Below are 26287 nucleotides of genomic sequence, written 5' to 3' on the forward strand. Positions count from 1 at the left end.
GAAATATTTATTAAATTAACGAGTGATTTTGTACAGATATCTTTTATCCATAAAAAGCTAGAAATTAGTGAATGACAGTTAATGGATATGCAGTTATGGGGATAAGGATTTAATTAGTTTTAAATACTTTAAATGGGAAATAGGAGCATAAAATGCGCACAACTCAGACTATAAAAAAGCTGATAGCAATCGGCCTGACAACGTTGGTTGTCAGTCCATCGGCACAGGCAATTGACTATCTAAACGGAGATTTACGTGTATCAGGATTCGTTCGAGCACAAACCGCTATCTCCACCACCAGTGATAAAAATGCGGCCAACACAGCATTAGGCCAACAAGATAATCCCGACTTTAACTTAAACCGCGTCTGGGGGATTGCAGACTTTGATTACCGTCCATCAAGTTTAAGAAACGGCTTGTTTGATAGCGTTCGTTTATTTCACGGGTCAAACTGGCGTATGACCTCACTGAAGATTTAAGCGGCGGCGTCGATAGCTACGATGCCTTCTCTGCCTCCAATAACCTTAAAGATCGCGGCACGATGATGAATGCAAGCAACGACACCGCATCAGCCGATATCTGGGAACTCTTTGTCGACATTAAAAAAGGCAAATTATGGACACGGTTAGGTCGTCAAAACATCGTCTGGGGAGAATCTGATGGGGTAAGACTGTTAGATATTGTTAACCCACTGGACAATGCCTGGCACCCGTTTGAAGGCGGCGGTGAGCTCTTTGATCACCGTCGTATTCCATTATGGATGGCACGGTTTACCTACCAACTACCCATCAATGATATGAGCGTCGACTTCTTCTATAACCCCGGCGACTTTGTTCCCACAGTACAAGCGGATATCGGTTCACCTTGGAACGTAAACCCCTTACCCCGTGATGGTGTTGGCGATCCGGCTGATGGGTTTTTAGTCGTAGGCAGCCCATTTGGACCCACCTTAGCACCCGGCACCACCTTCATCGTGGATGACGACACCAATGATTGGCGCGGCGAAGACCAATGGGGAATACGCTTATTAGGCTCACTAGGTGGGTTTAATTACACCTTAAATTACTTAAGCTTAATTGATCAAGATGGGGTGATTTCAGCGACCAACACACTCCCTGTGTTCACACCAACACCGCCAACAGCACCAGGTGCGCCAGTAGCCGTACTGCCCGTGCTACAAAACACCCATGAGCGCTTAGATATTGCAGGGGCTTCATTTAACTGGTATGCCGACAGTCTTGCCGCGGTGTTTAGAGGCGAAATGTCCTACACCTTTGATAAGCCGTTTGCAAAATCTGCCTCAAACCTACAGTTTGCTGGGCCGGTCCCGCTGAACCCGCAAGATGCACTCGGGGTCGCTCATCGAGATGAAATGAAAGTAATGTTAGGCATAGATCGACCTTCCTTTATTTTCTCAAAAACTAGAACGATGAACATCTCCGCTCAGGTGATCTATATCGAACGTGAAAAAATATCCCTTGATACAGATCTTAACGGGTTAGCGGCAAGAAAAGATGAAACACAACTCACACTGAACTTAAGTCAGCCCTTCGACAATGACCAGTTTTTCGTTGAATTCTTTGGCTTGTATGACATAGACGGCGGTTATTGGTTACAGCCCCAAGTCAGATGGCAGCCGGGTAATAACTGGCGTGTATGGGCTTACTACAACGCCTTTGGCGGAGAAGAAGAACGCAGTATCGCCGTGTATGACCACGCTGACGAAATGAATATAGCCGTGTCATACCAGTTCTAATCAATCATTCATAAAATTTTAAGAGGTCATGAAAATGAATATAAATGAAATAATGAAACATGCTTTGAGCGCACTCATTATCAGCAGTGCATCAACAATGGCATTTGCCAAGGTTCCGCAAGTCGGCGATGTGATTGATGCCAGCAATGTAGACCAATACAGCGAATACTTAATTGAATCAGCGATTGCACTTGTTAAACAAGGTCAGGTACTCAAAGTCACACCGACTTCTGAAAAAGGCTCATTAAGTAACCCGGAGTTTTTGCAAATCACTGAGGCAAACAAAGGTAAAGCGCGAATACTCGACGAATACGGGACATTGGGGCTTGAAGATGGCTCGCCATGGATCGGTGGATTACCCTTCCCGGTTGCTGAAAAAGGTATCGAGGTGATGGTTAATTATCAATTTGAGAGTTTAGCCTTAGAGGGTGATGACTTTGGTCATGGCAATGGGCCTAATAACCCGATTAGTCGTCTATCATACGTTGATAAGGATGGCAATATATATAAAGAAGCGACCATGGGGATGACCTCTATGCTGATGACAGGACGGTCATCGGGCAATCCCGGTCATACTGTTCCGGGGCATGAAGATGAGCAGTTAAGAAGGATGTTAAAATTTATTGACCCCTATGATGTAAAAGGCATTGTTTCCTTAGATATTCAATACCGAGACCAAAGTAAGTTACCAGAATCTTATGTTTACTTACCATCGTTTAGGCGGGTTCGCCAAGTAGCTACCGCCAACAGAGCGGACGCACTGGCCGGTTCTGATTTAACTCAAGCTGATTTGGGTGGTTTTTCAGATCCACTAGGCCTGTGGAAGTTTAAAATTATTAAAAAAGGAAAAATGCTTGTTAACGTTATGAGCATAACGCCGACGGTTCGCTACCCAAAACCTATTACGCTACATAATAAGTATTTCCCACAACCTCAACGTCAAATGGAATTGCGTGAAGCCTATGTTATTGAGGCTACCCCTCGATACGATATGGTTTATGGCAAGAAAATCATGGTGTTTGATGCTGAGGTGTATCGATTAAGTGATGCTGGTTTTTATGATAACTCCGGCAAGCTCTATAAAGGTATGCAACAAGATTTTGCTTTTTATGAGGGTAACGGTAATCACCCTATACCATCATGGATGCTAGCTGTAAACTTCCAGACAGGTGGCGCAACGGTATTTGCCAACATTGATATGGTCGTTAACCATTATCCGTCACCGACAATGTTAGATAAGTCAGAAATGAAAAACTTAGCACGATAAAACATAGCCCTCCCTCTGGTATATACCAGAGGGAGGGCTATTATGATTTTGTGACAAGACCTTATCAGCCTAAGACTTGAGTATGTAAAAGCAAAACATTGCGCCAAAGTGAGCTAGATTATTTGAATAAATTCTGTTCATCCAAATTCATTGATATGTCAGCTTAATCTAGTTATATGACCGGCTCTAAGTTGGGGATTGATGGTGATTTTATCGTTTATTAAGGCGCTAAGAATTATGCTAAGTAGCTTCATTTATTTGTTATGTTAGACTTCTTTTCCGTTATTAAAGACTGTGAAGAGGTTAACGAATTGACATTTAAAATTGCTTTTGTCGGGCTTGGTGCAATGGGGCAAGCTATTGTTTCTAGAATTATACAAGCTGGCCATAGCGTTACGGTACATGACCTATCCGCTCAAGCTGTTAACGCGATGGTGGAGAAAGGAGCAACAGCACTTGAACAAGGTGTGCCGTTAGGCAGCGATAAAAACCTCGTGTTTGTCAGTGTGTCTCATGCCGATATCATGGAAAAGTTGATCTGTGAAGAAGGTGGTTTGTTAGATGGCATGGATGAGGGAGGCATTATTGTTGATTTAGGCACAACGCCCAGCGGGCAGTGTCGGCAGTTAGCAAAACTGGCCAGTGCTAAAGGTAAAGTTTTTTTAGATGCCCCTGTTAGTGGTTCAACGCCTTGGGCTGATGCTGGTACATTGGCCATGATGGTTGGTGGTGAAGAGCAAAGCTATCAGCGAGTGCGGCCGATCCTTTCCTCATTTGCTAATAAAATTCACTATTTAGGTGGGTCGGGTAATGGGCAATTACTAAAATTGTGTCACCAGTTAACCTTTGTTTCTACCATAACAGGTATATCGGAAGCCATTGCTTTGGCCGAAGCGCACGGGCTTAAGGCGAAAATGGTTCTTGATGTATTGGCAGATTGCGTTGCGCCGAGACATGTTATTGACTTTATGCTGCCGATGGCTGAAAACGAGCGTTTTGACCAAGGGCGTGGAACCTTAAAACTAGGCCATAAAGACCTACAAGCAGTTAAGAAAAGTGCCGAGGATGTCAGTTTAAAACTACCGCTTGCTGAAGAACTGTTGGGTTATATGGATAAGGCAATGCAAGAGGGTTGGCAAGATGCTGACTTGTTTGCTTTGGTTGATATGGCAAGAGATGAGTTTTATGCAACGATGAAAAGCCGCTAAGAAAAGACTCTTTTATATAAGCAGGTTAAATGTTTATATGCTGACGTAAAGCCTCTAAATTTAGAATAGTAATCGTTTTGCCTTGTACCTCAATCAAACCATCGCGTGTTAATTTTTTTAAAATTCTAGAAAAGGTTTCAGGCCGTACGGATAGGCGTGAGGCTAGGGTTGCCTTTGGTGCTGTCCATTGTATTTTATAAGGTGATAGGGCATCGTTAGTGATGCCTTGGAGCATAAATTGAACAACACGCATGGTAGCATTTTGTAGGGTTAATTGATCAATCTCCTGAATGCTTCCATGTAAGCGTTGACTCATTTTAGCCAGTATTTTCAAACAAGTGGCGGGTGACTGGTCAAGTAGTTTAAGAAACGTACCCATTTTAATTTGTATCAGTTGGCAGTCACTAATCGCTTGCGCATGCACTGGATAATGTTGAAAGTTCATAAACATTACCGCTTCAGCAAATGTTTGTCCTGGCCGAATTAGTTCGATGACTTTTTCTTCACCATTAGCAGATAGGCGATACAGTTTAATCTCGCCGGCCTGTAAATAATAAAAGTACTTGGCTGGGTCTTGCTGGTGAAATAAATGGTTCCCATCGTTGAGTGAAAGTACGCTAGTTGCCGTTTCAATTTGACTAAATTGTTGCTCATTAAAGCTGGCAAATAATAAATGTTGGCGTAGTGAAGTCATGTTTTTTTGGTTTCTTGATGTAGGTCAATTACAACGGAAGGAGCGCTGCCTAGAATTCGCCACACATGTAAAAGACAAAGGAGACTAACATGTTTTGTTATCAATGCGAACAAACAGCACATTCAAAGAAAAATGGTATTGGCTGCCAAACAGCACAAGGGGTTTGCGGTAAAGATGCTACCACCGCTGATTTACAGGATTTAATGACCTACAGCGTTAAAGGCATTGCGCAATATGCAAAGTTGGCTCGTGAGTTAGGCCACACAGACAATGAAGCAGATGTTTTTATTCTATATGGCTTATTTACGACCTTAACCAATGTTAATTTTAATGCAGATCGCTTTGTTGAGCTCATTGCTGAAGCTAAACAAATACGAGATCGTCTTAGGGCAGCGTATGAACATGCCGCCGTAGAACAAAATGTACCCATTGAAACGCCAGAAGGGCCAGCAGTGTGGAAGCCAGCGACGGTTAAAGCAGGCTTGTTGTTGCAGCTTGAACAAGCAGCGATTGATAAAGACTTAGACACGGTTGGTGAAGATATAGTTGGCTTACGTGCCATGATGCTTTATGGCCTTAAAGGTGTAGCGGCATATTGTTACCATGCGCATGTTTTAGGTTACCAAAATGAAGAAGTTTTTGAGCGCATTGAAAAAGCATTAGATTTATTAGCTAGCGAACCAACTGATGCAGAGCTTCTACTTGGTGGTTGTTTAGAAGTAGGCGCTATTAACCTAAAAGTAATGGAATTACTGGATGCGGCTAATACCGGTCAATTTGGTGCTCAAGAAGCGGGTGCAGCAAGAACAACGGCGGTTAAAGGGAAAGCCATTTTAGTCAGTGGGCATGATATGCAAGACCTTTATGACTTGCTTGAACAAACCAAAGATACAGGTATTAATATTTACACTCATGGAGAAATGTTGCCTGCTCATGCCTACCCAAAGCTAAAAGCATATCCTCACTTAATTGGTAATTATGGCACGGCTTGGCAGAACCAACATGTGGAATTTGCGGCCTTTCCAGGTGCCATCATCATGACATCAAACTGTTTAATTGAGCCACAAGATTCTTATAAAGATAGGATTTTTACTGCTGGACCGGTCGGTTGGCCTGGGGTGCCTCATCTAGAACATGGTGATTTTACGTTGGCGATTGAAGCGGCTAAAGCAGCCGAAGGTTTTACCGAAGATGAAGAAGAAAAATCAGTGATGGTTGGCTTTGGTCGTCATACCGTATTGAGTGTTGCAGACAAAGTAGTTGAAGCGGTTAAAAGCGGCGATATTAGTCATTTCTTTGTAGTCGGTGGTTGTGACGGTGCGGCACCCGGTCGTAATTACTACACAGAGCTGGTTGAGCAAACACCCGATGATACCGTTGTTTTAACATTAGGCTGTGGTAAATACCGTTTCAATGATCAGGACTTAGGCGATATCGGTGGTATCCCTCGTTTATTAGATGTTGGCCAATGTAATGACACATACTCGGCTATTCAAATTGCCTTGGCATTGGCTAAAGAGTTTGACTGTGGCGTTAATGATTTACCACTATCTTATATGGTTTCATGGTTTGAACAAAAAGCGGTTGCGGTTTTACTGAGCTTGTTATCATTGGGTATAAAAGGCATTCACCTAGGGCCAACATTGCCCGGTTTTATCACCCCCAATCTTCTTAATATTCTTGTAGAAACGTTTGATATTAAACCGAATGGTGTGGCCTCAGAAGATTTAGCAAAAGCATTGGCTCAACAAGCCGCTTAATATTTAACTAATAACATTCTGATTAAAAAAGAGCGCCTAGAGCGCTCTTTTTTATATTAATAACCATTGATGTCACTGATGAATCGAGATGGCTTGTATAAGAAAAAATCACCAGCGGTGAATCTGATCTAGATCATTTAATAAGAAAATAGTGCTCTAAAACAAGGCTTGGCGAGAAAGCCAAAATAAAAAATTGATTAGGGTCAGTTTAATTAATAGGCGTAGCAGATAGAGTCACGTTTTTCGACATGATAATAAAAGTTAGATCATTTCACAGGAGATAAGATGAAGCCAGTTAATAAATTAATCCAACAAGACGGTGCGATTCAAGATCGTGCGATATTTTGGGATGAGGACATTTACCAAAAAGAGATGGAAGAAATTTTTGCTCGATGTTGGTTGTTTTTAACACATGAATCAATCATTCCCGATGAGGGTGATTATCAGTCGACAATGATGGGTGAGGACTCTGTTGTTGTTGCACGCCAGAAAGACGGCAGTATTAAAGCATTTGTAAACTCATGTACACATCGTGGTAATGCCGTTTGTTTTTCAGATGGTGGTAATGCTAAATCATTTACCTGCCCATACCATGGCTGGGTGTTTGGTATGGATGGTAACCTTGTTGATGTACCTTTAGAAAAACAGGCCTATCATAATGAAATTGATAAGAGTGCCTTACACCTTAAGAAAATAAGGGTAGAAAGTTATAAAGGCTTTGTCTTTGGTACATTTGATGATGAAGCGCCATCACTAAAAGATTACTTAGGTGGAATGGCTTGGTATATGGATTCATTTATGGACGTGCCCGGTGGCTGTGAGCTAATCGGCCCTCCGATGAAATCTATTCTAGATTGCAACTGGAAAAACCCAACAGAGAACTTTATTGGGGATGGCTACCATGTCGGTTGGGCACATGCGTCCGCGTTAGAAATAGCAGGTGGCCCATTAGCCATTGCCAAAGGTAATGCCGTTTATGATGCTGAAACATCCGGGTTGCAAGTTACCGTACCTGAAGGTCATGGGTTCGGTGTTATTTGGGAAGGCGCGGCTGCGCTTCATGGCGGCCCTGTTTTTGAAGCCTATCAAAAATGGTTGGATGACAGATCGCCACTGATTAGAGAAAAAATGGGTGAGCACCGTGAGAAGTTTTACCGTGGGCACTGGGATGCTGCAATTTTTCCTAATTGTTCATTTTTATACGGCACAAATACTTTCAAAATGTGGCAACCACGTGGCCCGCATAGTATTGAGGTGCTGACATGGACCTTAGTTGAAAAAGAAATGCCTGATCAGCTTAAACAAATGATACATACCGATAATATGCTGACCTTTGGTACCGCGGGTATTCTTGAAAGTGATGATGGTGAGAATATGGAGCAATGCACACAAACTAATCGTGGCTATTCTACACGTCAAGGGACGCTTTATCTTGGTATGGGGAAAGGGCATGAATACCTTGATCCTGAGTTACCCGGTTTGGTTAGTAAAGGATGGGTTAACGAAGCACCTCAACGAGGCATGTATCGTCGATGGGCAGAATTTATGGAAGGTAAACCTTGGAGTGAATTGTCAACGACGGCTCAATTAGAGCAAAAAAAAGTAGGGGGCTAAAATGAGCAATAAACAACAAGCAGGACAAAGCGTTGATCAATCTACTCACTTTGAAGTTGAGCGTTTTTTAGTACAAGAAGCAAGAGCCTTGGATGAAGAGCGATTTGATGATTGGCTTGGAAATATGCTATGTAAAGATATTAGCTACCAGCTACCAACTCAAGAAGTGCGCTATCGCCGTGACAACAAGGTATTGGGCAATTCCCAAACAACATATTTATATAATGATGACTACGGCATGTTGAGTATGCGTGTGGCAAGAATGGCGACAGGCATTGTATGGGCTGAGGACCCTAGGGTTCGTAATCGTCGTATTATCAGTAATATAGATGCTCAATGGTCTGAGGCCGACGACGAAATTGATGTGCGTTCTGCCTTTATTTTATTTCGTAGTCGTATGCAAAGGGACCAAGCAACACATTACGGTATTCGGATGGATAAATTAAGAAAAGAAAAGGGTAACTGGAAACTAGCATCAAGGGTGATTACCTTAGATCAACGTGTTGTGCTAGACAAAAATATTCACTGTTTCTTTTAGCAAGCAGCCCGTTTAGTTCAACTTTACCAACCACCAGCCTAGCTAAGATAGGCTGGTGGTTTTTTTAATAACTTTCTTTGGAATGCTCAATAGTAAGGTTAGAACATTCTTGCAAGGCCTCTAAGTCCACAATGTGAATCTCTTTATTCATTTTATGAATACAGTTTTTATCAACCAGCCTAGTAAAGGCACGGCTGGTTGTTTCGTTGGCAAGTCCCAAGTAGCTTCCAATATCTTGACGAGACATCGGTAATTGAAAGTCTAATTGGTACTGATCAGATCGGCTGGTACGTTTGGATAAGGTTAATAGAAAAGTCGCTAATCTCGCAACAGCAGTGTGTTGAGACAGGCAATTAAAAAAGTCTTGGCCAGAAGCCAACGACAAACTAAATAGGTTGATAGCCCAGTCAGACAAAGCGGGTGTATATTTTCTTAATTCGGCCAGCTCCTGATAATTTACCCTGCAAAGTCTACTGTCTGTGAGTGTTTTAGCGGTGTTTAGGTAGCGCCTTTTTGAAATACTCTCAAGACCCACGATATCTCCAGGCATGTAAAAACCCGTAATATTTTCATCCCCCTTAGAGTTAGTAATATAGGTTTTTAACGCACCCGATTTAACAATATATAAGGCCTGAAAGTTGCTACCTTGATGGTATATATTTCGATGCCGAGGGTATTGCTTAGTGGGCGATACAATTTTATCGAGTTTATGAATATTATGCTCAGCAAAGGCGCTGGGTATACAGGTGTTTGCTAATGAGCAATCCTTACAATCTTCAGGCATAAAAGTATACTATTTTACAATTTGACGGTGAATTTCATCACACTCTTGATCTATTAGCAATTGATAATATAGCTTGCTTATCTTTTAATCTCTATCTATTAACAATTTGTTTACAATAAGGTTATAACGTACATCAAAAATACTTCAGGTTAGAACAAGGAATGAAAATATGTTTAATATAGTAAGGCTACTTTTGCCGTTAGCATTTTTATTGGGGCTAACAGCTTGCTTAGAAACCGAGCAGCAAACACAAAAAAATAATGCCAATGAAGAGCTATCGTCCTTGGTTCAATTAGATGTTTTTAAAAGTCCCACCTGTCAATGTTGTGATGGTTGGGTAAGCCACGCAAAGCAACATGGTTTTATATCGACAACGCATCATCCGCTAGATTTAAATGAACTTAAATCAAAATGGGGAGTTGCCCCGCAGTACCAGTCTTGTCATACGGCGGTATCAAAAGAAGGTTATGTTTTTGAAGGGCATATTCCAGCGCAGGTAATACAACGTTTTTTAGCTGACAAACCTGCTAATGCATTAGGTCTTGCTGTTCCTGGAATGCCGATTGGAAGTCCGGGAATGGAAATGGGTGACCGACGTGACGATTATGATGTTTTATTGCTGAAAAAAGATGGTGGCTCACAAGTTTATGCACGTATTCGTGCAAATAGTTAGTTTCAATGTATTCACGTCCATTAGGCGCTGCTGTGCTTATTTGTTGCCTTATGCTCACCAAGCGCCATACATGGGCATTAATTGGACACAGGTGTAAGGTAAAAGAGCAGATCATGCAAAAGAAGTTGGCTATCAGTTTTAATTGAATGATTAACGCAGTACAGATATATAGCTTAAATTAAAACTTTAGCCAGCAGACATTGATGAGAGCAATGCATTCACCTGCGCAGTAGACGTTGGGCGAACCACGCGAGCTAATTCCACACCATCTTTTAATAAAATTAACGTAGGCCAGCGTCTAACTTTAAAGGCGCGGCCTAAAGCCAAACCTTTACCGTCATAAACCTTAACGTGCGCAAATTGAAGCGGTTTTAAGGTTTGCTCAATGGCAGATTGTGCCGCTTTGCAATGCTCGCACCATGGGGCTCCAAATTCTAAAAAGGCATAGCCGGACAGTTGGCTAATGTCTTCTAAAATCGGGTTATCTTCAGCGTATAGAGGGTTAAACCCTATTTGACTAGCTTGCATAATGATGGCCTTTTTTAACGAGTTAGTCGAAAAGTTTAATTCTACACCTTATGCCAAAACATGCGCGGCATAAGCGGTGGTAAAGGCGGTTTCTTGAAACACTTTTAATCCAGTATCAGAAAAGCTTATTGGTAAACGGTTTTCAGATAGAGCTAACTTAATTTCTTTTTGAGATAGCATTATTACATCAAGTGTATCAATCAACTGAATAGTTGCTTCTAATTTAAAACCAATGGGGCCACCGGCAAATTTGCCTTTTAAAGCACGCTCTTTAATGGCCACCTTGTTAATGCCATAGTCGGCCATCAATTTAGCAAAAGTTTTTTGGAAGTGTCGTAAGTCATCAGTAGAATGCCCCTTTGGCAAACTTACTTTACGGACTCGACAATCGGGTAAATTAAACGTTTGCTGTTCAAATTGAAGGAAACAAATAACAGCATCATTAGCAGAGAGTTCTACACCACAAATTTTCATAAATAATTTTTAGTTGTTTGAAATAATGTGTGACAGATTAGCATTTTTAGCTTGTATGATCTTGTTAGATACATACGTTGCAGGCGATTCATATCACGTTGATTGGCGTTATGGGTAAGGCGGTATGTTTAGATATCAAAGGCTAATAAAAGACGATATTGAAAATCATTTTCTTGACTCTCACCGTTCGCCAATGAGTCATAGTCATTAACAAACCCTACTTTTAGATTCAAATTATTAATATCTGCTAGGCCAATTTTCCAATTGAGTTCTGTTAAATTTCTAAACTCGCCTAATTTATCCAAATTTGGGTATAGGCTGTTTTTAAACTCTACCGAATGATGTTTACTAATAGCCCAAAAACTTTCAAGCCCCAAAAGTGCTTCTGGTGTCCAGTCATCATTGTCACCACCAAACTCTTTACTCACACCTAGGCCTGTTCTACCAATAAGTGACCAAGCGTCTTTTTTTATTAATTGGCTACCTACACCGGCCGATAGGTCAATTTGGTGATCCCAATCTTCGAACTCATCCCAGTCATACCGACCCTTTATAAAAGAAAAGTGGGGTGTTGATGGGTTGAGAAAATCTCTTGTAAATTGAGCAAAAAAATCACTTTTTGTCGTTTCATTATCATCGCTACCATTGTTATATACACTGGATACCGACCAACGTCTTGTTGTGTTTGAAAAATCCCCATTCACACCAATATGAATATCCATATCTTGTGTATTACCTTCATTGCCATTAATCCCTAGTTCAGCGGATCTTTTCCAGTCTTTAAAAAAGCCGGTACCTAATAGGCCGTTATCTTTTTTATCGACTATTTTTTCTTCGCTCACTACAGCTGGTTTAATGTTGGACGAAGGGATAGTGACTAAGCCTAAAATAGGGTGAGAAAGGGTGACTTGTCCATTTTCTGTTTTAATAACATCACCGTTCAAGGTGTCGCCATTGAGTAATTTAATTTCAGTAGCGATTGCGGATTGGAAAAAAGCTAAGCTCAGCAGAAAGATAAAAGGCTTCATAAAATAATAATTAGATAGGGTAGAAAAACAGGTTAAACAAGAATAGTTTTGCTTGATAGGGGGCGCTATGGCCACGTGTGTTTATTGCAAACCGATTATTATAAACAAAGTTGATTTAGTTTTGCGTATTGGAGAAGCATAATAGTTTTGGCATCAACGATATCGCCTGTTGCGATCATTTGATATGCCGCTTCAAAATTAAGCTCTAAGACTTCAATGTTTTCTTGTTCATGCGCGAGTCCTCCGCCTTCACTTATTTTCATTTGCGGTGTGTATTCAGCAATAAAAAAATGCAGTATTTCAGTCACTGCGCCTGGGGACATATAGGCTTGAAAAATTTTCTTAACCGTTTTAACACTGTATCCAGTTTCTTCCTCAATTTCTTTTTTTATACATATTTCTGGTTCGTCGCCGTCTAACAAACCTGCACAGGTTTCAATGAGAAGGCCGTCATTATTGCCATTTAAATAACTGGGTAAACGAAACTGTCTAGTAAGAATAACGCTCTGTTTTGCTGCACTATAGAGCAGTACCGTAGCACCATTGCCTCGGTCATAAACCTCACGCTGATGTTGCTCCCATTGACCGTTTTCTTTTTGGAAATCGAAGGTATATTTATTCAATGTATACCAGTTATCGGATAGTAATTTTTTACTTAAATTTTTAATACTCTGAATCATAATATCGGGGGGGGTATAGATATTTATTTGGCTGTTACTCATTATATTGCAATGTCGCAAGGTGTTCTTGCCGAGTAGGTAAGCTGTGAGTTTATAAATAAGGGGTAAAAAGCCACCAAAAGGCATCCCAAGCTTTTATTACAAAAGAGCGTTTATTGAGTTTTTGGGGCGTTATTTCAATGGCTTGTTGTTTATCGTTGTTTATAATTTTGGCCATTGATTGAGCAAAATCAGCATCAAATATTTCGACATTAAGTTCAAAATTTAATCGCAAACTACGAGAGTCAATATTAGCCGATCCAATTTGGCAATAATGATCGTCTATTAGTAACAGTTTTGAATGCACAAAAGGGCTGGGCTGATAATAAATTTTTACGCCATAGGCTAGAAAATGGCGCATGTTATTTCGCATCGCCCAATGTATATAAGGTTGGTTATTATGGACCGGCAATAATATTGAAACATCTACACCTCTAAGTGCAGCAGACTGTAAAGCAATAATCAGCCCATTAGGCGGTAAAAAATAGGGTGTCACCAGTGTAATACTCGATTGAGCACTGTTAAGAGCGCTAATCATTACTTTTGTTAATACATTTATATTAATGCCCGGACCATCACTGATAGCGCGACAGGATGATTGTCCGTATGTGTTAATGTCATAGTACTTGCTTGGTAGCTTTTCACCACAGGCGTAAAACCAGTCATTCTCAAATATTTGACCGATTTGTTGTACAACAGGGCCTTTCAAGCTAAACATAAAATCTTTAGTTGCCCTGTTAGGCTGGCACGTTTGTACTAAATGACATTGGCGGATATTCATTCCGCCCGTAAACGCATGTTTTCCGTCACATAATAAAATTTTGCGGTGGTTACGCAGGTTAAGTGTAAAGCGCGGTAACATTTTTCCTATGGGTAAAAAGGTAAGTGTCGTTACACCACGAGCAACTAGAGCCTTTCTAGTTTGACCGAGACTGTACCAAGAACCTACACCATCAAGTAACACACGAACATCAACACCACGTTCCACAGCATCAGCCAGTGCATCGATAAACTGTTCACCAACACCGTTAGACTCAAAAATGTACATGGATAAATAAACCCACTCAGTTGCTTCATGAATACTTTTTAACATCGCTGGGTAAGCATTCTCACCCTGACTAAGAATCTGTATTTGGTTGCCTTCGCTTAAGGGTAGTCCGGTAACAGCCAAACTAAGACGTTGATGAGGTGATAAAGGTCTGCTTTTTTTATCAACAGAGGTAATAGGTTTGGGAGTAGTGCTAAGTGAGGTATCAGCAACTGCGCCTAGTGATAAAACTTTATTGTGAGCGCGGTTTATTCCTAAAACAAGGTAGAGAATAGGGCCAACAAATGGAAGAGAAAAGCAGGTAATAATCCAAAGTAGTGATGACCTAGGATCGTTTTTATTCATCAGTGCATGTAAAGCCGTTGAAACCGACAACATAATTAGTAGCAGTTGGATCAGCCAGTTTAGAGTTAGCCAAAAAGTAATCATATTTTTCTTAACGAGAGGCGATGAAAATTAGCCGAGACTGATTAGTCTACGCTGATTTTTTAAAGTCACAAATCAACTTGCCGATGCTTACTAATCTTTAAAAATTAGGTAGCCCCCAGCGGCTAACATAAAACTACCGGCTGTTTTTCTAACCACGTTATCAAACTTATTAGCGGATGCAACAGCAACTATTTTAGCGGCTGAAAACGCATATAGAATTTTTACACTAGCCAGGCTAATAATCATAATAGAAATTAAAATTAGAATATCTGGGGTTTGAACGGTAGACAGATTAACGAATACAGGTAAGAAACTAGCGTAAAAAATAATGGCTTTAATATCGCCCAAAGTTAATATTAAGCCTGCAGCGAAACTAGCGAATAAATTTTGTTGTTTAACGCTTTTATCAACTGATATTGAGCTAGCACCGTTGGACGTGATGAGCGTATAACCTAACCAAAGTAGGTAAGCGGCTCCGAGGTATTTAATAACCATAAATAAGCTACCCAAGGTGTCAGCCACAACCGACAAACCAACAATAGCCAGTAGAATAAATATCAAATCACCCAGAATGATGCCGGCAGTTACAGCAACACCGTTGGCTACACCAAATGTGGCTGAGCGCGTAACAACTAAAGCAACACTTGCACTGGGTAAAGCTGCCAGCGCAACCATCATGCCGAATAGAGTAATAATCTCAATAATGCTCATTCTTTTTGCCTATTGATTGTGCTGGTTATTTATTAGCCGCCAACTGACTAATAAAGATGATAGAAACGGCTTCTTTTATATGTGAGTTTACAGGCTCAAGTATTTCAATAAGCTCAAGCTTATTAAGCTTAAACAGGGCTTTCCATGTTTCTAATGTTCTAAAGTACCAAGGTGGTGGGTTTGTAAACTGCTGATTAAAGCCAGCCCAAGTGCCTTTTCGCCACCCATCCTGGTATTTAACATGTCCGCAGCCGTTAATAGGGTGGATAGTTTGAATAATAAAATAACCTTGCTCATTTAGAACATGTGGTATGCAGTTAAAAACATGATTAACAGATTCATTACCTAATAATGAAAAGTTACAAACAGCCACATCAAATTTTTCTTTAATAACACGTTGGCTTAACTGCTCATAAGGTATTAGCTTAAAGATACCGCCGCCCAGTCTGTTAGCCTCATCAACAAGGCCGGGCACAACATCTATTCCAAGGGTGGTAATACCCGAATCACTTAGCCTTCTAGCTAACCAACCCTCGCCACAGCCAATATCTAATACAGTTTTAGGCTTTTTTTGTAAAATAGTGTCGGTGATTGCCTTATTTGTAAGCAGCGTTCTGCTTGCTATTTCATTATCACGAATAGCAACAACCCATGGTTTTGCATTTTGTAACCACGAATTAATGATATGTTTGTCAGAAAAGTTATCATCCATATTGAAAAGGGGTAGCGTTTCACATCATTTATATTCTCATAGGAGAGCTAACATTGTGCTGTGTTACATAACACTGTCAATAGGTATTAGAAGCAGGGTGGTTTGAACGGGGGAATAATTGAAGAATTTGCTATACGTTGATTCCCGCATATTAATATGAGTGGGCCACAGAGACCGTTGAGGTCAGCCCAGCTTCAAGCAAACTTGTTGCTGTACCGGCCGTATACGGTACAGAGTCTGATAAAATAAAAATGAGTGACGAACAGCTTGTTTGGAGATTAGACCACAGCAACAATTCAACACCAGCTAGTAGCGAGCTTTTAGCATTAGCAAAAAAATACGGTGCTGATCTTGACTCTGCAACGCCTGGTATGTGCTTCCATGAACATACACTACCAGCTAAGTTTGAAAATTTGACAGAGCAAGTTTTAACAGCAGAGGCATCTGAAACAGTTAAAACAATTCCAACAACCTACCGTACCGTTGAAAAAACCGTTCTTGTTAGTGAAGCGTCAAGCAAAATCATTCAAGTACCTGCTATCTTTAAAACTGTATCAGAAAAAGTACTTGTTAAGCCTGCACACATCATCTGGAAGAAAGGCACTGGCCCAATCCAGCGTATTGATTCTGCCACCGGTGAGATTATGTGCTTAGTTGAAGTACCTGCAGAATATAAAACAGTCAGCAAGAGTGTACTTGCAACACCAGCCACCACTAAAACGGTTGAGATTCCTGCTCAGTATAAAACTGCCTCGGTCCAAGAAGTGGTTAAACCAGCATCAGAATTACGTACAGCAATACCTGCAAAATACGATACGCTAACAAAAACAAATCAAGTGACTGCTGCAACGTTCACTTGGCATGAGATTCATAATAAAAAGCATCCTACTTCTTCACGAACAGGACAAAAGGTATGTTTAACAAAAACGCCTGCTACGTTTAAAACAGTAACTAGACAAGTTGTTAAAACACCTGCAACAACTCGTGAAGTTACCATTCCTGCACAGTTTAAAACGATTAAAGTACGTAAACTAGCTTCACCAGCAACTGAAAAACGAATCGCCATTCCTGCGACATATAAAACAGTTACTCACCAAGAGTTAGTTATCGATGGCTTTATGCAATGGCGCTCTATCTTATGTGAAACCAACATGACTCAAGGTCGTATTTCAAAAATTCAATCTGCGTTAAAAGCAAAAGGCTTCAACCCTGGCAGAATTGATGGCGTGATTGGTGCAGAAACAATCGCTGCAGTTAATGCATTTCAATCAGCTAATAAACTACCCGTCGATAAGTATCTGAATGTTGAAACAGTAAAGGCGTTAGGTGTATCTGTAAAATAACAATGTAATATTAACGATAAAAAAACCCGCTACGGCGGGTTTTTTTATACCTTTCTAAAATCAATGGATCAGGCTATATGGGGTTTGTCTGTAAACCGTTTATATCTCCCTTATTAATACTGTAGTTATAGCTATAAGTGATACAAAGAGCTTAATATTTCCACAGTACATTTAAAGTTACTCATAACTCTCCTGAAAAGCTAACGAAGCCAATAAGCAGATGCCAAAAGATGCAGAGCGAAGCGGCGCAGCTTTTGGCAGCCCGAGTTAATTTGCCTTGTTAAGTGATTGCTCTGCTGGGTTGGTTTGTAAGAGCACCAACCTAAACTCCCCATAATCTTTAGCCAAAATCATCTTGACTGGTACGATAGAAATTAGTAGTCCTATTATCATGCCGATTAGTGTTGTAATAAATTGTATGGTTTGACTAGAAACTCCCACAATTGCTAGTATGAATCCAATAATAAAGCCGATGACACCCCCAATTATCATTGCAACTATGATTGCAATGATATTTCTCCAGAGATACGCCCACCATACTTTTGCTGCTCGTTTCCAAGTTACTTCGAGTTCCATTCTTTTCTCCTTTTTGATTCACCTAACAGTGTTAATAAGCAAAACCAATTATCCGCGTATTACTTGCTCTATGCGGATAGTACTTCCATGTATTTTGATATTAAAGACATAAATATGGGTATTACCATGTGCACCAAATACCCTTAACTCAGAGTTTAGGGTGTTTACTCAAAGGGATCAATGTTTAAAATAAACTAATCAAAATAAGAAGTGGTTTTAAACCACTTGCCCTGCACACCAACCTGAAGACCAAGCCCACTGAAAGTTATAACCGCCCAGCCAGCCGGTAACATCGACTACTTCGCCCACAAAATATAACCCTGTTGAGTAATTTGATTCCATGGTTTTTGAAGATAACTCATCACAATTAACGCCACCCAGTGTTACCTCTGCGGTTCTATAGCCTTCGGTGCTGTTGGGTTTTATTTGCCATTGGTGTAGTTGCTTGCTAATAGTTTTAAAGCGATCGTGCGAGATGGATTGCAGCGGTTGGTTTAGGAGTTGTTCATCAAGTAAGGCGGCGATAAATCGTTTGGGTAAATGCTCAGCTAATATGGTTTTTAAATGTGTTTTGGCTTGTGTTTGTTGCTTTGTTTTTAGAAGTGTTTCTATGTCTACATCGGGCAGTAGATTAATGCTGAGCGTTTCGCCAGCGTGCCAGTACGATGATATTTGTAAAATGGCTGGGCCGCTTAAACCACGATGGGTTAGTAGGATATTTTCTCTAAAGCTGTTGCGCTCATTACTCACCACGCACTCTATGGCAATGCCAGAAAGCTCGGCTAGCCAAGCTTTATCGTCCGGTTGTAGGGTAAACGGTACTAGCCCTGCAGTCGTTGGGTGAACAGTATGCCCAAAACGTTTGGCTATGTTATACCCAAAGCCTGTTGCGCCCATTTTAGGAATGGATAAGCCACCGCTAGCAATCACGACCGATTCTGCACTGTAATCGTCTAGAGATGTGTTGATGATATAGTGGTCATTTTCTTTGTGAATGTTTTCTATACTGCAATTAAGGCGAATGTCTACCCCTGCATGAGCACATTCTGATAGCAACATATTGAGAATGTCTTTAGCGCTATCATCGCAAAATAATTGCCCGTGGCTACGTTCGTGATAGGGGATGTTGTAGTCGCACACCAGCGCAATAAAATCCCATTGTGTGTATCGACTAAGCGCTGATTTACAAAAGTGCGGGTTATGGGAAATATAATTGTCTGCACTGATATCCATATTGGTGAAGTTACAGCGCCCACCACCGGACATGAGTATTTTTTTACCCGCCTTATTTGCATGGTCTAATACCACCACATTGCGGCCACGTTTGCCGGCTTCTATTGCACACATTAAACCAGAAGCGCTAGCACCAATAATAAGAACATCGACGGGTTTATTCATGATGCGAATAGAAAGGTTTAGTTAGAATGGAGAACATTTGTAATGTTGGTGGTTGAATCATGAGATGGTTGCCCCCAATGTTTATAACGGATTAGAAATAAATATTGGGTCCGGTAAACGCACTATTGTATAAAACTCAGCATTAAAAAGGATAAATAAACCATGGTAGAAAGTAGTTTACGCGATTCTAAAGCGGCTATTCAGCAACTTAAAGAGACGATCAGCAAGCAGATTATTGGCCAAGACGTATTAGTAGAAAGAATGTTAGTTGCCTTGTTAGCAGATGGCCATATTTTAGTTGAAGGGGCTCCTGGGCTTGCTAAAACGCGTGCCATTAATGTGTTGAGTAAAGGGATTGAGGCAGACTTTCACCGGGTTCAGTTTACACCAGATTTATTGCCCTCAGATTTAACCGGTACGGATATTTATCGACCACAGCAGGGTACGTTTGAGTTTCAAAAAGGGCCTTTATTTCATAATCTAGTATTAGCGGATGAAATAAACCGTGCGCCTGCAAAAGTTCAAGCCGCTTTATTAGAAGCTATGGCAGAACGACAAATTACTGTTGGTGGTGCCAGTTATCAGTTACCCAGTTTATTTATGGTAATGGCTACGCAAAACCCATTGGAACAAGAAGGCACTTATCCTTTGCCTGAGGCACAACTAGACCGGTTTTTACTGCATGTAAAAATAGATTACCCTAAGGCAGTACATGAAAAAGAGATTTTACAGTTAGCCCGCCGCGAGGAAAAAGGCGGTGATACTAAAAAAGCAACAAGCGAGCCGATAACACAGCAACAGTTATTTGCAGCACGTCAGGAAATATTAGACGTGTATATGAGTGACGAACTGGAAGATTATCTGTTGCAATTGATATTAGCAACACGTGAACCGGCTGCTTATGGTGATGATCTAGCTGCTTGGGTTCAATACGGGGCTAGTCCAAGAGCGAGCATTGCGCTTGACCGTTGTTCTAGAGCCAAAGCGTGGTTGAATCAACGTGATTTTGTTACCCCGGAAGATATTCAAAATATTGCCTACGATGTATTACGACATCGTTTAATTATGTCTTATGAAGCCGAAGCAGAGGGCATTACAGCCGATAGGTTTATTAAAGAATTAATTAATAGAGTTGCTGTGCCTTAAATGAAGCAGGCTGTTTTACAAAACGAACGGGTTTCTGTTCAGTTAAAACCCATGGTCGATTTAGCGAAAAAGGCGGGGCTGTTAAAAACTCGTCGGCATCGTATACAGTCGGCCCAAAATGGCGGGTATGTGTCACGTTTTAAAGGCCGTGGAATGGAGTTTGATGAAGTGCGTTTGTATCAAGCAGGGGATGATATCCGTAGTATTGACTGGCGAGTGACTGCTCGTACGAATAAAACACACAGCAAAATATTTCGTGAAGAACGTGAACGACCCATTTTTATTTCTGTTGATTTACGACCCACTATGAATTTTGCAACACGCGGTGTGTTCAAATCGGTACAAGCGTCTAAAGTGGCTGCCTTAGTAGCGTGGGCTGCTCAGTTAAATGGCGATAGAGTAGGCGGTCAGGTTTTTAATCAGCACGGTTGCCAAGAGTTAAAGCCAGCCAATGGCCGCTCAGCTGTTTTACATTTTTTAAATGCGTTGGTTAAACCTACATTATCGATAACAGAGTCTTTCTCGTTAGAGCAAATTCTTAACCGCTTAATGCAACATGCCAGACCTGGTAGCTTGGTATATATTGTTAGTGATTTTCGTGGCTTAAATAATCATGTTGAAAAGCAGTTATCTAAATTAGCTAAACACTGCGAACTTCAATTAGTACATATTTATGATCCGCTAGAAAGCCATTTGCCAAGCAGAGGGCGCTATCGTTTTACTAATGGTAAACAGGAAACAGTACTGGATACTGGCGATAACCAGCGGGTATTAGCCTATCAACAACATTTTAAAAACAGGCAACAACAGTTAACAACATTGTGTAAAAAATGGCGAATTTCACTGCTTGAATGTAGCACCGTTGATGATCCATATGAGGTGTTAAGTTAATGAATGAAACATTGCCCTTAAAAGACATTCATTTACCCGCTGAGGTTAGCTGGTGGCCACCTGCTTTAGGTTGGTGGCTTGTTTTACTGGTTGTTGTTGTGGCTTTGGTTTGTGCTTGGTGGTTGTATAAAAAATTAACACGTCGTACGGCGATTAAAGCAGCATCAGCCTTATTGGTTGATATAAAGCAATCCAAAAACAACGATGAAATAAATACACTTAAACAATTATCTATGTGTCTGCGTCGTGTTTCTATCAGTGTGAATCCGCGCAATAAGACGGCAGGTTTAACGGGTAAAGACTGGTTGGAGTATCTAGATCAATCGGTAGACGGTACGCCATTTAGTACCGGTATAGGACGTTATTTATCTGAAGCGCCTTATCGGCAAACAGCGCCAGAAGACATAGAAATAGATGACTTAATTGAATTGTGTGAATGTTGGTTAAAGAGGCAACACCAATGATTCATATCGAGTGGCCTCAATTATTTTTATTATTACCGTTGCCATTGCTATACCGCTGGCTTTTGCCGGCTTATACAGCAGATACACAAGCGGCCCTAAAAATCCCTTTTATAGAAGATTTTGGTGAGGCTAAGGCACGGTATAGCTCAGCAAAACAGCCTTGGCTTTTGTGGTTGGCTGTTATCGCGTGGGTGTTATTAGTGTTGGCGTCTGCTCGACCACAATGGCTGGGTGAGCCTATTGAACAAGCAGTGAGTGGACGTGACTTAATGCTGGCGGTAGATGTATCTGGCAGTATGAAAGAGGAAGATTTTGTTATTGAAAACACCCGTGTGGATCGCTTAACAGCTACCAAATATGTGGCAACAGACTTTATTGAGCGACGCATCGGCGATCGGTTAGGGTTAATATTGTTTGGCACTACAGCCTATTTGCAAACACCTTTAACCTTTGACCGTAAGACAGTTGCAACGTTATTAGACGAAGCATTTATTGGTATTACTGATGATGAGCCGGCAACCTCTATTGGGGATGCAATTGGTTTAGCTGTTAAACATTTGAAGGATGAGCAAGCAAACAGTCGAGTGCTAGTTCTGCTAACAGATGGAGCGAATACAGCGGGTGAAATTACCCCCCTTCAAGCTGCAAAATTGGCAGCTGACCAGCAACTTAAAATTTATACCATTGGGATTGGTGCAGATGAAATGTTGGTACGCAGTTTTTTTGGTAACCGTAAAGTTAATCCATCACGTGATCTTGATGAAAAAACCCTTACGGCCATTGCAGAGGCAACAAATGGTCAATATTTTCGTGCGCGCAGCAAAGAAGAGCTAGAGCAGATATATGAGCTGTTAGATCAACTAGAACCTGTTGAGAAAAATAAGCAATTTTATCGCCCCATGAGTGAACTATACCCTTGGCCATTAGCGCTAAGTTTATTGTTATTGGGCATTATTACTGTGATTCGTTTGAGGCTTATATGAACTGGGCAGACTTTCATTTTATAAGACCTTATTTTTTATTGGCGTTGATTCCGGCGCTGGCTTTAATGTTTGTATCGGTTAAAAACACACTGGCTAAAGGTGAATGGGCCGATGTGTGTGATGCAGCCTTATTGCCGTTTATTTTAGAAGATAAACAATCGTCTAAAAGTTATTGGGTAGTCGGGGCTTTATCAATGGCCGTTTTATTATCAATTGTTGCACTGGCAGGCCCAACATGGGAACGCTTAGAAACACCTGCATTTCGTAATGATGCGGCGTTGGTTATTGCCTTAGACCTTTCGCAAACCATGAATGCGACTGATATAAAACCCAGCCGTTTAGTGCGTGCCCGCTATAAAATTGCAGATATTTTAAGACAAAGAAAAGACGGACTGACGGCCTTGGTGGTGTATTCAGCAGATGCGTTTACCGTTACGCCATTAACTAGCGATGTGGCAACGATTGAGAACCAGCTGAATGCCTTAGAAAGCAGTTTAATGCCACGGCAAGGTAAAGATACACAAGCGGCTTTAACGTTGGCCGTTAATCTTTTACAACAAGCCGGTCAAAAGCAGGGTAATATTTTTCTTATAACCGATGGTATTAAGCAACCGGCAAAAACATTAGAAAAAGAGCTGGGCGATTATGTTGTCTCTATTTTGGGGGTTGGAACAGCTGCTGGTGGCCCGGTTAAACAAGCTGGTGGTGGTTTCTTAAAAGATAATCAAGGGAATATTATTATTGCCAAATTAAACGCTAAAGAACTTGCATCGTTAGCGAGCCGTTCAGGCGGGCACTACGGAACAATGACGGCTGATGATAGTGATATTAAAGCAATGTTATCTAGCCTAGAACGGCCGGTGTTAGATGAACTTGCTAATGATAATAATGGACTGATTGAGCAATGGAATGATAGGGGCGTTTGGTTGCTATTGTTGGTCTTGCCATTGGCTGCCTTTGGTTTTAGGAAAGGGCTACTAATAGGGTTGGTTTTTATTATTATGCCACTGGCCGAAAACAGTTATGCGGTGGAATGGGACGCGCTTTGGTTGAATAAAAATCAGCAAGCAAAACAGCTATTTGAAGAAAAAAAGTTTCAGCAAGCAGCAGAAAAATTCACCTCACCAGAGTGGAAAGCAGCGGCTCAATATAAAGCAGGTGAGTACCAACAAGCTGTAGAGCAACTTGAAGGAATTGAAACAGCAGAGAGTCTGTATAACAAAGGCAATAGCCTAGCAAAATCGGGTCAATTAAATGAAGCAAAACAGGCGTATGAGCAATCGTTAAAATTAAACCCTGATAATGAAGATGCACTACATAATTTGAAACTGATTGAAGAGGCTCAAAACAAATCACAGCCTAAAGGTGATCAAGGTCAAGACAAACAGCAAGAGGGAGAGGGTAACTCTAAAAACGCCGAACAAGCAGATCAGCTATCCAATACACAACCAGCCGATAATAAGGACGATTCGTCCAACGAGTCTAAAGAGGCAGCGCAAGATCAGGCTGCTGAGTCATCAACGTCAGCTAATCAGGAATCGTCTGCAGAAAATACCGAGGAGGAAAGCAGGCCGAACGACAGTAAAGAGGTGGGTGAGCAGCAGCAAGCGGCAACGGCAGAGCTTTCTAATGAAGAACAACAAGCGGCTGAGCAATGGTTAAAACGTATTCAAGATGACCCTGCGGCATTATTAAAACGAAAATTTAAGTATCAATATGGTCAACGACAGCTACAACGTTAAGAAAAAGGCAGCAATGATGAAAAATAACCTGTTGAAATACTTTGTTTTAATATCAGTTTTTCTAGTTAGCACGCATAGTATTGCGCTTGATATAAATGTCTCTGTTGATAGAAATCCAGTCAGTATTAACGAATCTTTTAAGTTAATTTTTAGTATGGAGGAGTCGCCTGATGATGATCCGGACTTTAGCCCATTGGATGATAAGTTTGAGGTGTTAAATCAACAAAAAAGCAGTCAATCTTCTTGGGTTAATGGCCGATCAACAAAGTCTATTTCTTGGACCTTAGATGTCATGGCAAAACAGACCGGTCCACAACAAATTCCGGCTATATCATTTGGTGATGATGTATCAAAAGCGCTGAGCATTACGGTTTTAGCAAACAGCACAAGCGATAAAGTGGACATTGATGATGACCTATATTTACAAGTAGAGGTTTCGCCAGAGCAGCCTTATGTTCAGTCTCAATTATTGTATACCGTACGTTTATTCCAGCGTGTGCAAATTTCAAAAGCATCACTTTCTGAACCAACAATCGACAATGCCATCGTTGAAAAAATAGGTGAAGATAAGCAGTATAACAAGCAGTTAAATGGGGTTAATTATTCGGTTTTCGAACGTAAATATGCCATTTTTCCTCAACAAAGCGGGCCATTAACAATTCCACCCACGGTATTAACAGCACAAGTGGTTACCGGTGCCGGTCGGTCATGGAATGGCAGTCTGTTTAATACTCAACGTACAAAAACTAAACGGGTTCAATCAAAAGCAGTTAATGTTGATGTGCAACCTGCGCCAGCAAGCTTTACAGGTGAGCATTGGTTGGCTGCCAAAAGTGTTCATTTACAACAAACTTGGTCAAACGACGAGTTAAGCGTAACAGTAGGGGAGCCGTTAACTAGAACGTTAACAATGTTGGCGAGAGGTGTAACGGCCAGTCAACTACCAGAGTTAAATACTGATACAGCGTCTTCGCAGCTTAAAGTGTATCCAGATCAGCCCTTGTTAAGAATCCAAAGCGAAGAAGACGGCGTTATAGCGTTGAGAGAACAAAAAGCAGCTATTATTCCTGCTAAGGCTGGGGACTATACATTACCCGCTATAGAGGTGCCTTGGTTCAATACAATAACAGGGCGTATTGAAACAGCCGTTATTCCAGAAATGACCATTACTGCCGTTGCGCTTGAATCGGTCGAAATACCGCAGGTTATAGCCACAGAGCCTAATCAAAAATTAGTTACTGAGATAGACAGGCTTGATCAGGCAGCAACGGTTAATACCACAGAGCATTATTGGAAATGGTTAGCTATTATATTTGCAATAGCTTGGTTAATTACTCTTGTGTGGGTGGTTATAAAGGGACGGTTTAGACGTTCTTCAAGCTCTTCAATAGACGAAGAAAATAGCTCAGTGAAAAAAGCGATTAAAGACCTGCAACAAGCCTGTAAAGCGAATGATCCTAAAGAGTCAAAAAAGGCGTTAATAACTTGGGGCTTTGTACAATTTAACAGCAAAGAACTTGATCAAATAAGCCGGTATTGCAGCAAAGAATTACAAGCAGAAATTGAACAGCTTAATCAGGCGCTGTATTCAAACAATGATATTGAATGGAAAGGTGAGGATTTGGCAGGCTTGGTTAATGAACATAGTCAGCGCTTGCAAAAAAGAGATAAAAAAGCCGAGGGTTTAGAACCGCTTCATAAACTATAGGTCTAATAAATTAAATATTTATCATATAGTTAAAAGATTTTTGTAATGTAATATATTATATTTATTTATTGTTAAAATTTAGAAAATTTGTTG

Annotated in this window: 26 protein-coding genes; 15 read left to right on the plus strand and 11 right to left on the minus strand. The window is 40.9% G+C overall.

Annotated elements, in window-relative coordinates; all coding sequences use genetic code 11:
* The first annotated feature begins 152 nt into the window (after positions 1-152).
* From Q91_RS11735 to Q91_RS04935, 4 genes are all read left to right on the plus strand, one after another.
* Complete coding sequence (locus tag Q91_RS11735; protein ID WP_015005780.1) at positions 153-479, plus strand: hypothetical protein; 327 nt, start codon at positions 153-155, stop codon at positions 477-479.
* A complete protein-coding gene (locus Q91_RS04925) occupies positions 452-1756 on the plus strand; it encodes a DUF1302 family protein (RefSeq protein ID WP_238538372.1) in 1305 nt (434 codons plus the stop codon). The genes Q91_RS11735 and Q91_RS04925 overlap by 28 nt, the downstream gene beginning before the upstream one ends.
* A 34-nt stretch (positions 1757-1790) precedes the next feature.
* Positions 1791-3023, plus strand: a complete 1233-nt coding sequence (locus Q91_RS04930) for a DUF1329 domain-containing protein (RefSeq protein WP_148271150.1) — start codon at positions 1791-1793, stop codon at positions 3021-3023.
* Positions 3024-3334: 311 nt separating this feature from the next.
* Positions 3335-4231: an NAD(P)-dependent oxidoreductase gene (locus tag Q91_RS04935; RefSeq protein ID WP_041230574.1), complete on the plus strand. Its 897-nt coding sequence runs from the start codon at positions 3335-3337 to the stop codon at positions 4229-4231.
* A 25-nt stretch (positions 4232-4256) separates the two neighbouring features.
* Here Q91_RS04935 and Q91_RS04940 read toward each other — a convergent pair whose 3' ends face one another.
* Entirely contained in the window at positions 4257-4925 is a 669-nt protein-coding gene (locus Q91_RS04940) for a Crp/Fnr family transcriptional regulator (protein ID WP_015005784.1), read from the minus strand.
* An 89-nt stretch (positions 4926-5014) separates the two neighbouring features.
* On the opposite strand from Q91_RS04940, the gene hcp reads away from it, so the two are divergent.
* From hcp to Q91_RS04955, 3 genes are all read left to right on the plus strand, one after another.
* Positions 5015-6685 (plus strand): hydroxylamine reductase, encoded by a 1671-nt coding sequence (gene hcp / locus Q91_RS04945; RefSeq protein WP_015005785.1) that lies wholly within the window; start codon positions 5015-5017, stop codon positions 6683-6685.
* A gap of 285 nt (positions 6686-6970) precedes the next feature.
* A complete protein-coding gene (locus Q91_RS04950; protein ID WP_015005786.1) occupies positions 6971-8299 on the plus strand; it encodes an aromatic ring-hydroxylating dioxygenase subunit alpha in 1329 nt (442 codons plus the stop codon).
* 1 nt (position 8300) lies between these two features.
* On the plus strand, positions 8301-8837 hold the full coding sequence (locus Q91_RS04955; protein WP_015005787.1) for a 3-phenylpropionate/cinnamic acid dioxygenase subunit beta: 537 nt from the start codon (positions 8301-8303) through the stop codon (positions 8835-8837).
* Between the two features lie 64 nt (positions 8838-8901).
* On the opposite strand, the gene Q91_RS04960 is transcribed toward Q91_RS04955, so the two are convergent.
* Positions 8902-9621, minus strand: a complete 720-nt coding sequence (locus tag Q91_RS04960) for a Crp/Fnr family transcriptional regulator (RefSeq protein ID WP_015005788.1) — start codon at positions 9619-9621, stop codon at positions 8902-8904.
* A 169-nt stretch (positions 9622-9790) separates the two neighbouring features.
* On the opposite strand from Q91_RS04960, the gene Q91_RS04965 reads away from it, so the two are divergent.
* Positions 9791-10294, plus strand: a complete 504-nt coding sequence (locus Q91_RS04965) for a DUF411 domain-containing protein (protein WP_015005789.1) — start codon at positions 9791-9793, stop codon at positions 10292-10294.
* Positions 10295-10480: 186 nt separating this feature from the next.
* On the opposite strand, the gene Q91_RS04970 is transcribed toward Q91_RS04965, so the two are convergent.
* From Q91_RS04970 to Q91_RS05000, 7 genes are all read right to left on the minus strand, one after another.
* On the minus strand, positions 10481-10822 hold the full coding sequence (locus Q91_RS04970) for a thioredoxin family protein (protein ID WP_015005790.1): 342 nt from the start codon (positions 10820-10822) through the stop codon (positions 10481-10483).
* A 48-nt stretch (positions 10823-10870) separates the two neighbouring features.
* Complete coding sequence (locus Q91_RS04975) at positions 10871-11296, minus strand: DUF3010 family protein (protein ID WP_015005791.1); 426 nt, start codon at positions 11294-11296, stop codon at positions 10871-10873.
* Positions 11297-11424: 128 nt separating this feature from the next.
* Positions 11425-12324, minus strand: coding sequence for a YdiY family protein (locus tag Q91_RS04980; protein WP_015005792.1), 900 nt, complete (start codon positions 12322-12324; stop codon positions 11425-11427).
* 98 nt (positions 12325-12422) lie between these two features.
* A complete protein-coding gene (nudK, locus tag Q91_RS04985) occupies positions 12423-13046 on the minus strand; it encodes a GDP-mannose pyrophosphatase NudK (protein ID WP_015005793.1) in 624 nt (207 codons plus the stop codon).
* A gap of 49 nt (positions 13047-13095) precedes the next feature.
* Positions 13096-14520: a cardiolipin synthase gene (gene cls / locus Q91_RS04990; RefSeq protein ID WP_020932704.1), complete on the minus strand. Its 1425-nt coding sequence runs from the start codon at positions 14518-14520 to the stop codon at positions 13096-13098.
* 90 nt (positions 14521-14610) lie between these two features.
* A complete protein-coding gene (locus Q91_RS04995; RefSeq protein ID WP_015005795.1) occupies positions 14611-15231 on the minus strand; it encodes a LysE family translocator in 621 nt (206 codons plus the stop codon).
* A gap of 25 nt (positions 15232-15256) precedes the next feature.
* Complete coding sequence (locus tag Q91_RS05000; RefSeq protein ID WP_015005796.1) at positions 15257-15943, minus strand: bifunctional 2-polyprenyl-6-hydroxyphenol methylase/3-demethylubiquinol 3-O-methyltransferase UbiG; 687 nt, start codon at positions 15941-15943, stop codon at positions 15257-15259.
* A 251-nt stretch (positions 15944-16194) separates the two neighbouring features.
* On the opposite strand from Q91_RS05000, the gene Q91_RS05005 reads away from it, so the two are divergent.
* The gene (locus Q91_RS05005; protein ID WP_015005797.1) at positions 16195-17286 is read left to right on the plus strand and encodes a peptidoglycan-binding protein; all 1092 of its coding nucleotides are present in this window, start codon (positions 16195-16197) and stop codon (positions 17284-17286) included.
* Positions 17287-17553: 267 nt separating this feature from the next.
* Here the strand turns inward: Q91_RS05005 and Q91_RS05010 are convergent, their stop codons facing one another.
* Together Q91_RS05010 and Q91_RS05015 are read right to left on the minus strand one after the other, a co-directional pair.
* Complete coding sequence (locus tag Q91_RS05010; protein ID WP_015005798.1) at positions 17554-17862, minus strand: hypothetical protein; 309 nt, start codon at positions 17860-17862, stop codon at positions 17554-17556.
* Positions 17863-18078: 216 nt separating this feature from the next.
* Positions 18079-19260: an NAD(P)/FAD-dependent oxidoreductase gene (locus Q91_RS05015; RefSeq protein WP_015005799.1), complete on the minus strand. Its 1182-nt coding sequence runs from the start codon at positions 19258-19260 to the stop codon at positions 18079-18081.
* 162 nt (positions 19261-19422) lie between these two features.
* On the opposite strand from Q91_RS05015, the gene Q91_RS05020 reads away from it, so the two are divergent.
* The 6 genes from Q91_RS05020 to Q91_RS05045 are packed head-to-tail and all read left to right on the plus strand — an operon-like array spanning position 19423 to position 26194.
* A complete protein-coding gene (locus Q91_RS05020) occupies positions 19423-20406 on the plus strand; it encodes a MoxR family ATPase (RefSeq protein ID WP_015005800.1) in 984 nt (327 codons plus the stop codon).
* Complete coding sequence (locus Q91_RS05025) at positions 20407-21297, plus strand: DUF58 domain-containing protein (protein WP_015005801.1); 891 nt, start codon at positions 20407-20409, stop codon at positions 21295-21297. It begins immediately after the preceding gene.
* Positions 21297-21761, plus strand: a complete 465-nt coding sequence (locus Q91_RS05030) for a DUF4381 domain-containing protein (RefSeq protein ID WP_015005802.1) — start codon at positions 21297-21299, stop codon at positions 21759-21761. The genes Q91_RS05025 and Q91_RS05030 overlap by 1 nt, the downstream gene beginning before the upstream one ends.
* On the plus strand, positions 21758-22744 hold the full coding sequence (locus Q91_RS05035) for a VWA domain-containing protein (protein ID WP_015005803.1): 987 nt from the start codon (positions 21758-21760) through the stop codon (positions 22742-22744). The genes Q91_RS05030 and Q91_RS05035 overlap by 4 nt, the downstream gene beginning before the upstream one ends.
* The gene (locus Q91_RS05040) at positions 22741-24486 is read left to right on the plus strand and encodes a VWA domain-containing protein (RefSeq protein ID WP_015005804.1); all 1746 of its coding nucleotides are present in this window, start codon (positions 22741-22743) and stop codon (positions 24484-24486) included. Before Q91_RS05035 ends, Q91_RS05040 begins: the two co-directional genes overlap by 4 nt.
* Before the next feature lie 13 nt (positions 24487-24499).
* Entirely contained in the window at positions 24500-26194 is a 1695-nt protein-coding gene (locus Q91_RS05045) for a BatD family protein (RefSeq protein WP_238538362.1), read from the plus strand.
* Positions 26195-26287: the final 93 nt, after the last annotated feature.

This window comes from Cycloclasticus sp. P1, assembly GCF_000299965.1.
Taxonomy (GTDB): Bacteria; Pseudomonadota; Gammaproteobacteria; order Methylococcales; family Cycloclasticaceae; genus Cycloclasticus; species Cycloclasticus pugetii.

Bases quoted from the DNA above. Each gene is read 5' to 3' on its own strand.
- Q91_RS11735 (WP_015005780.1), top strand. From the start codon at position 153: ATGCGCACAACTCAGACTATAAAAAAGCTGATAGCAATCGGCCTGACA.
- Q91_RS04930 (WP_148271150.1), top strand. From the start codon at position 1,791: ATGAATATAAATGAAATAATGAAACATGCTTTGAGCGCACTCATTATC.
- Q91_RS04940 (WP_015005784.1), bottom strand. From the start codon at position 4,925: ATGACTTCACTACGCCAACATTTATTATTTGCCAGCTTTAATGAGCAA.
- hcp (WP_015005785.1), top strand. From the start codon at position 5,015: ATGTTTTGTTATCAATGCGAACAAACAGCACATTCAAAGAAAAATGGT.
- Q91_RS04950 (WP_015005786.1), top strand. From the start codon at position 6,971: ATGAAGCCAGTTAATAAATTAATCCAACAAGACGGTGCGATTCAAGAT.
- Q91_RS04955 (WP_015005787.1), top strand. From the start codon at position 8,301: ATGAGCAATAAACAACAAGCAGGACAAAGCGTTGATCAATCTACTCAC.
- Q91_RS04960 (WP_015005788.1), bottom strand. From the start codon at position 9,621: ATGCCTGAAGATTGTAAGGATTGCTCATTAGCAAACACCTGTATACCC.
- Q91_RS04965 (WP_015005789.1), top strand. From the start codon at position 9,791: ATGTTTAATATAGTAAGGCTACTTTTGCCGTTAGCATTTTTATTGGGG.
- Q91_RS04970 (WP_015005790.1), bottom strand. From the start codon at position 10,822: ATGCAAGCTAGTCAAATAGGGTTTAACCCTCTATACGCTGAAGATAAC.
- Q91_RS04975 (WP_015005791.1), bottom strand. From the start codon at position 11,296: ATGAAAATTTGTGGTGTAGAACTCTCTGCTAATGATGCTGTTATTTGT.
- Q91_RS04980 (WP_015005792.1), bottom strand. From the start codon at position 12,324: ATGAAGCCTTTTATCTTTCTGCTGAGCTTAGCTTTTTTCCAATCCGCA.
- nudK (WP_015005793.1), bottom strand. From the start codon at position 13,046: ATGAGTAACAGCCAAATAAATATCTATACCCCCCCCGATATTATGATT.
- cls (WP_020932704.1), bottom strand. From the start codon at position 14,520: ATGATTACTTTTTGGCTAACTCTAAACTGGCTGATCCAACTGCTACTA.
- Q91_RS04995 (WP_015005795.1), bottom strand. From the start codon at position 15,231: ATGAGCATTATTGAGATTATTACTCTATTCGGCATGATGGTTGCGCTG.
- Q91_RS05000 (WP_015005796.1), bottom strand. From the start codon at position 15,943: ATGGATGATAACTTTTCTGACAAACATATCATTAATTCGTGGTTACAA.
- Q91_RS05005 (WP_015005797.1), top strand. From the start codon at position 16,195: ATGAGTGACGAACAGCTTGTTTGGAGATTAGACCACAGCAACAATTCA.
- Q91_RS05010 (WP_015005798.1), bottom strand. From the start codon at position 17,862: ATGGAACTCGAAGTAACTTGGAAACGAGCAGCAAAAGTATGGTGGGCG.
- Q91_RS05015 (WP_015005799.1), bottom strand. From the start codon at position 19,260: ATGAATAAACCCGTCGATGTTCTTATTATTGGTGCTAGCGCTTCTGGT.
- Q91_RS05020 (WP_015005800.1), top strand. From the start codon at position 19,423: ATGGTAGAAAGTAGTTTACGCGATTCTAAAGCGGCTATTCAGCAACTT.
- Q91_RS05025 (WP_015005801.1), top strand. From the start codon at position 20,407: ATGAAGCAGGCTGTTTTACAAAACGAACGGGTTTCTGTTCAGTTAAAA.
- Q91_RS05030 (WP_015005802.1), top strand. From the start codon at position 21,297: ATGAATGAAACATTGCCCTTAAAAGACATTCATTTACCCGCTGAGGTT.
- Q91_RS05035 (WP_015005803.1), top strand. From the start codon at position 21,758: ATGATTCATATCGAGTGGCCTCAATTATTTTTATTATTACCGTTGCCA.
- Q91_RS05040 (WP_015005804.1), top strand. From the start codon at position 22,741: ATGAACTGGGCAGACTTTCATTTTATAAGACCTTATTTTTTATTGGCG.
- Q91_RS05045 (WP_238538362.1), top strand. From the start codon at position 24,500: ATGATGAAAAATAACCTGTTGAAATACTTTGTTTTAATATCAGTTTTT.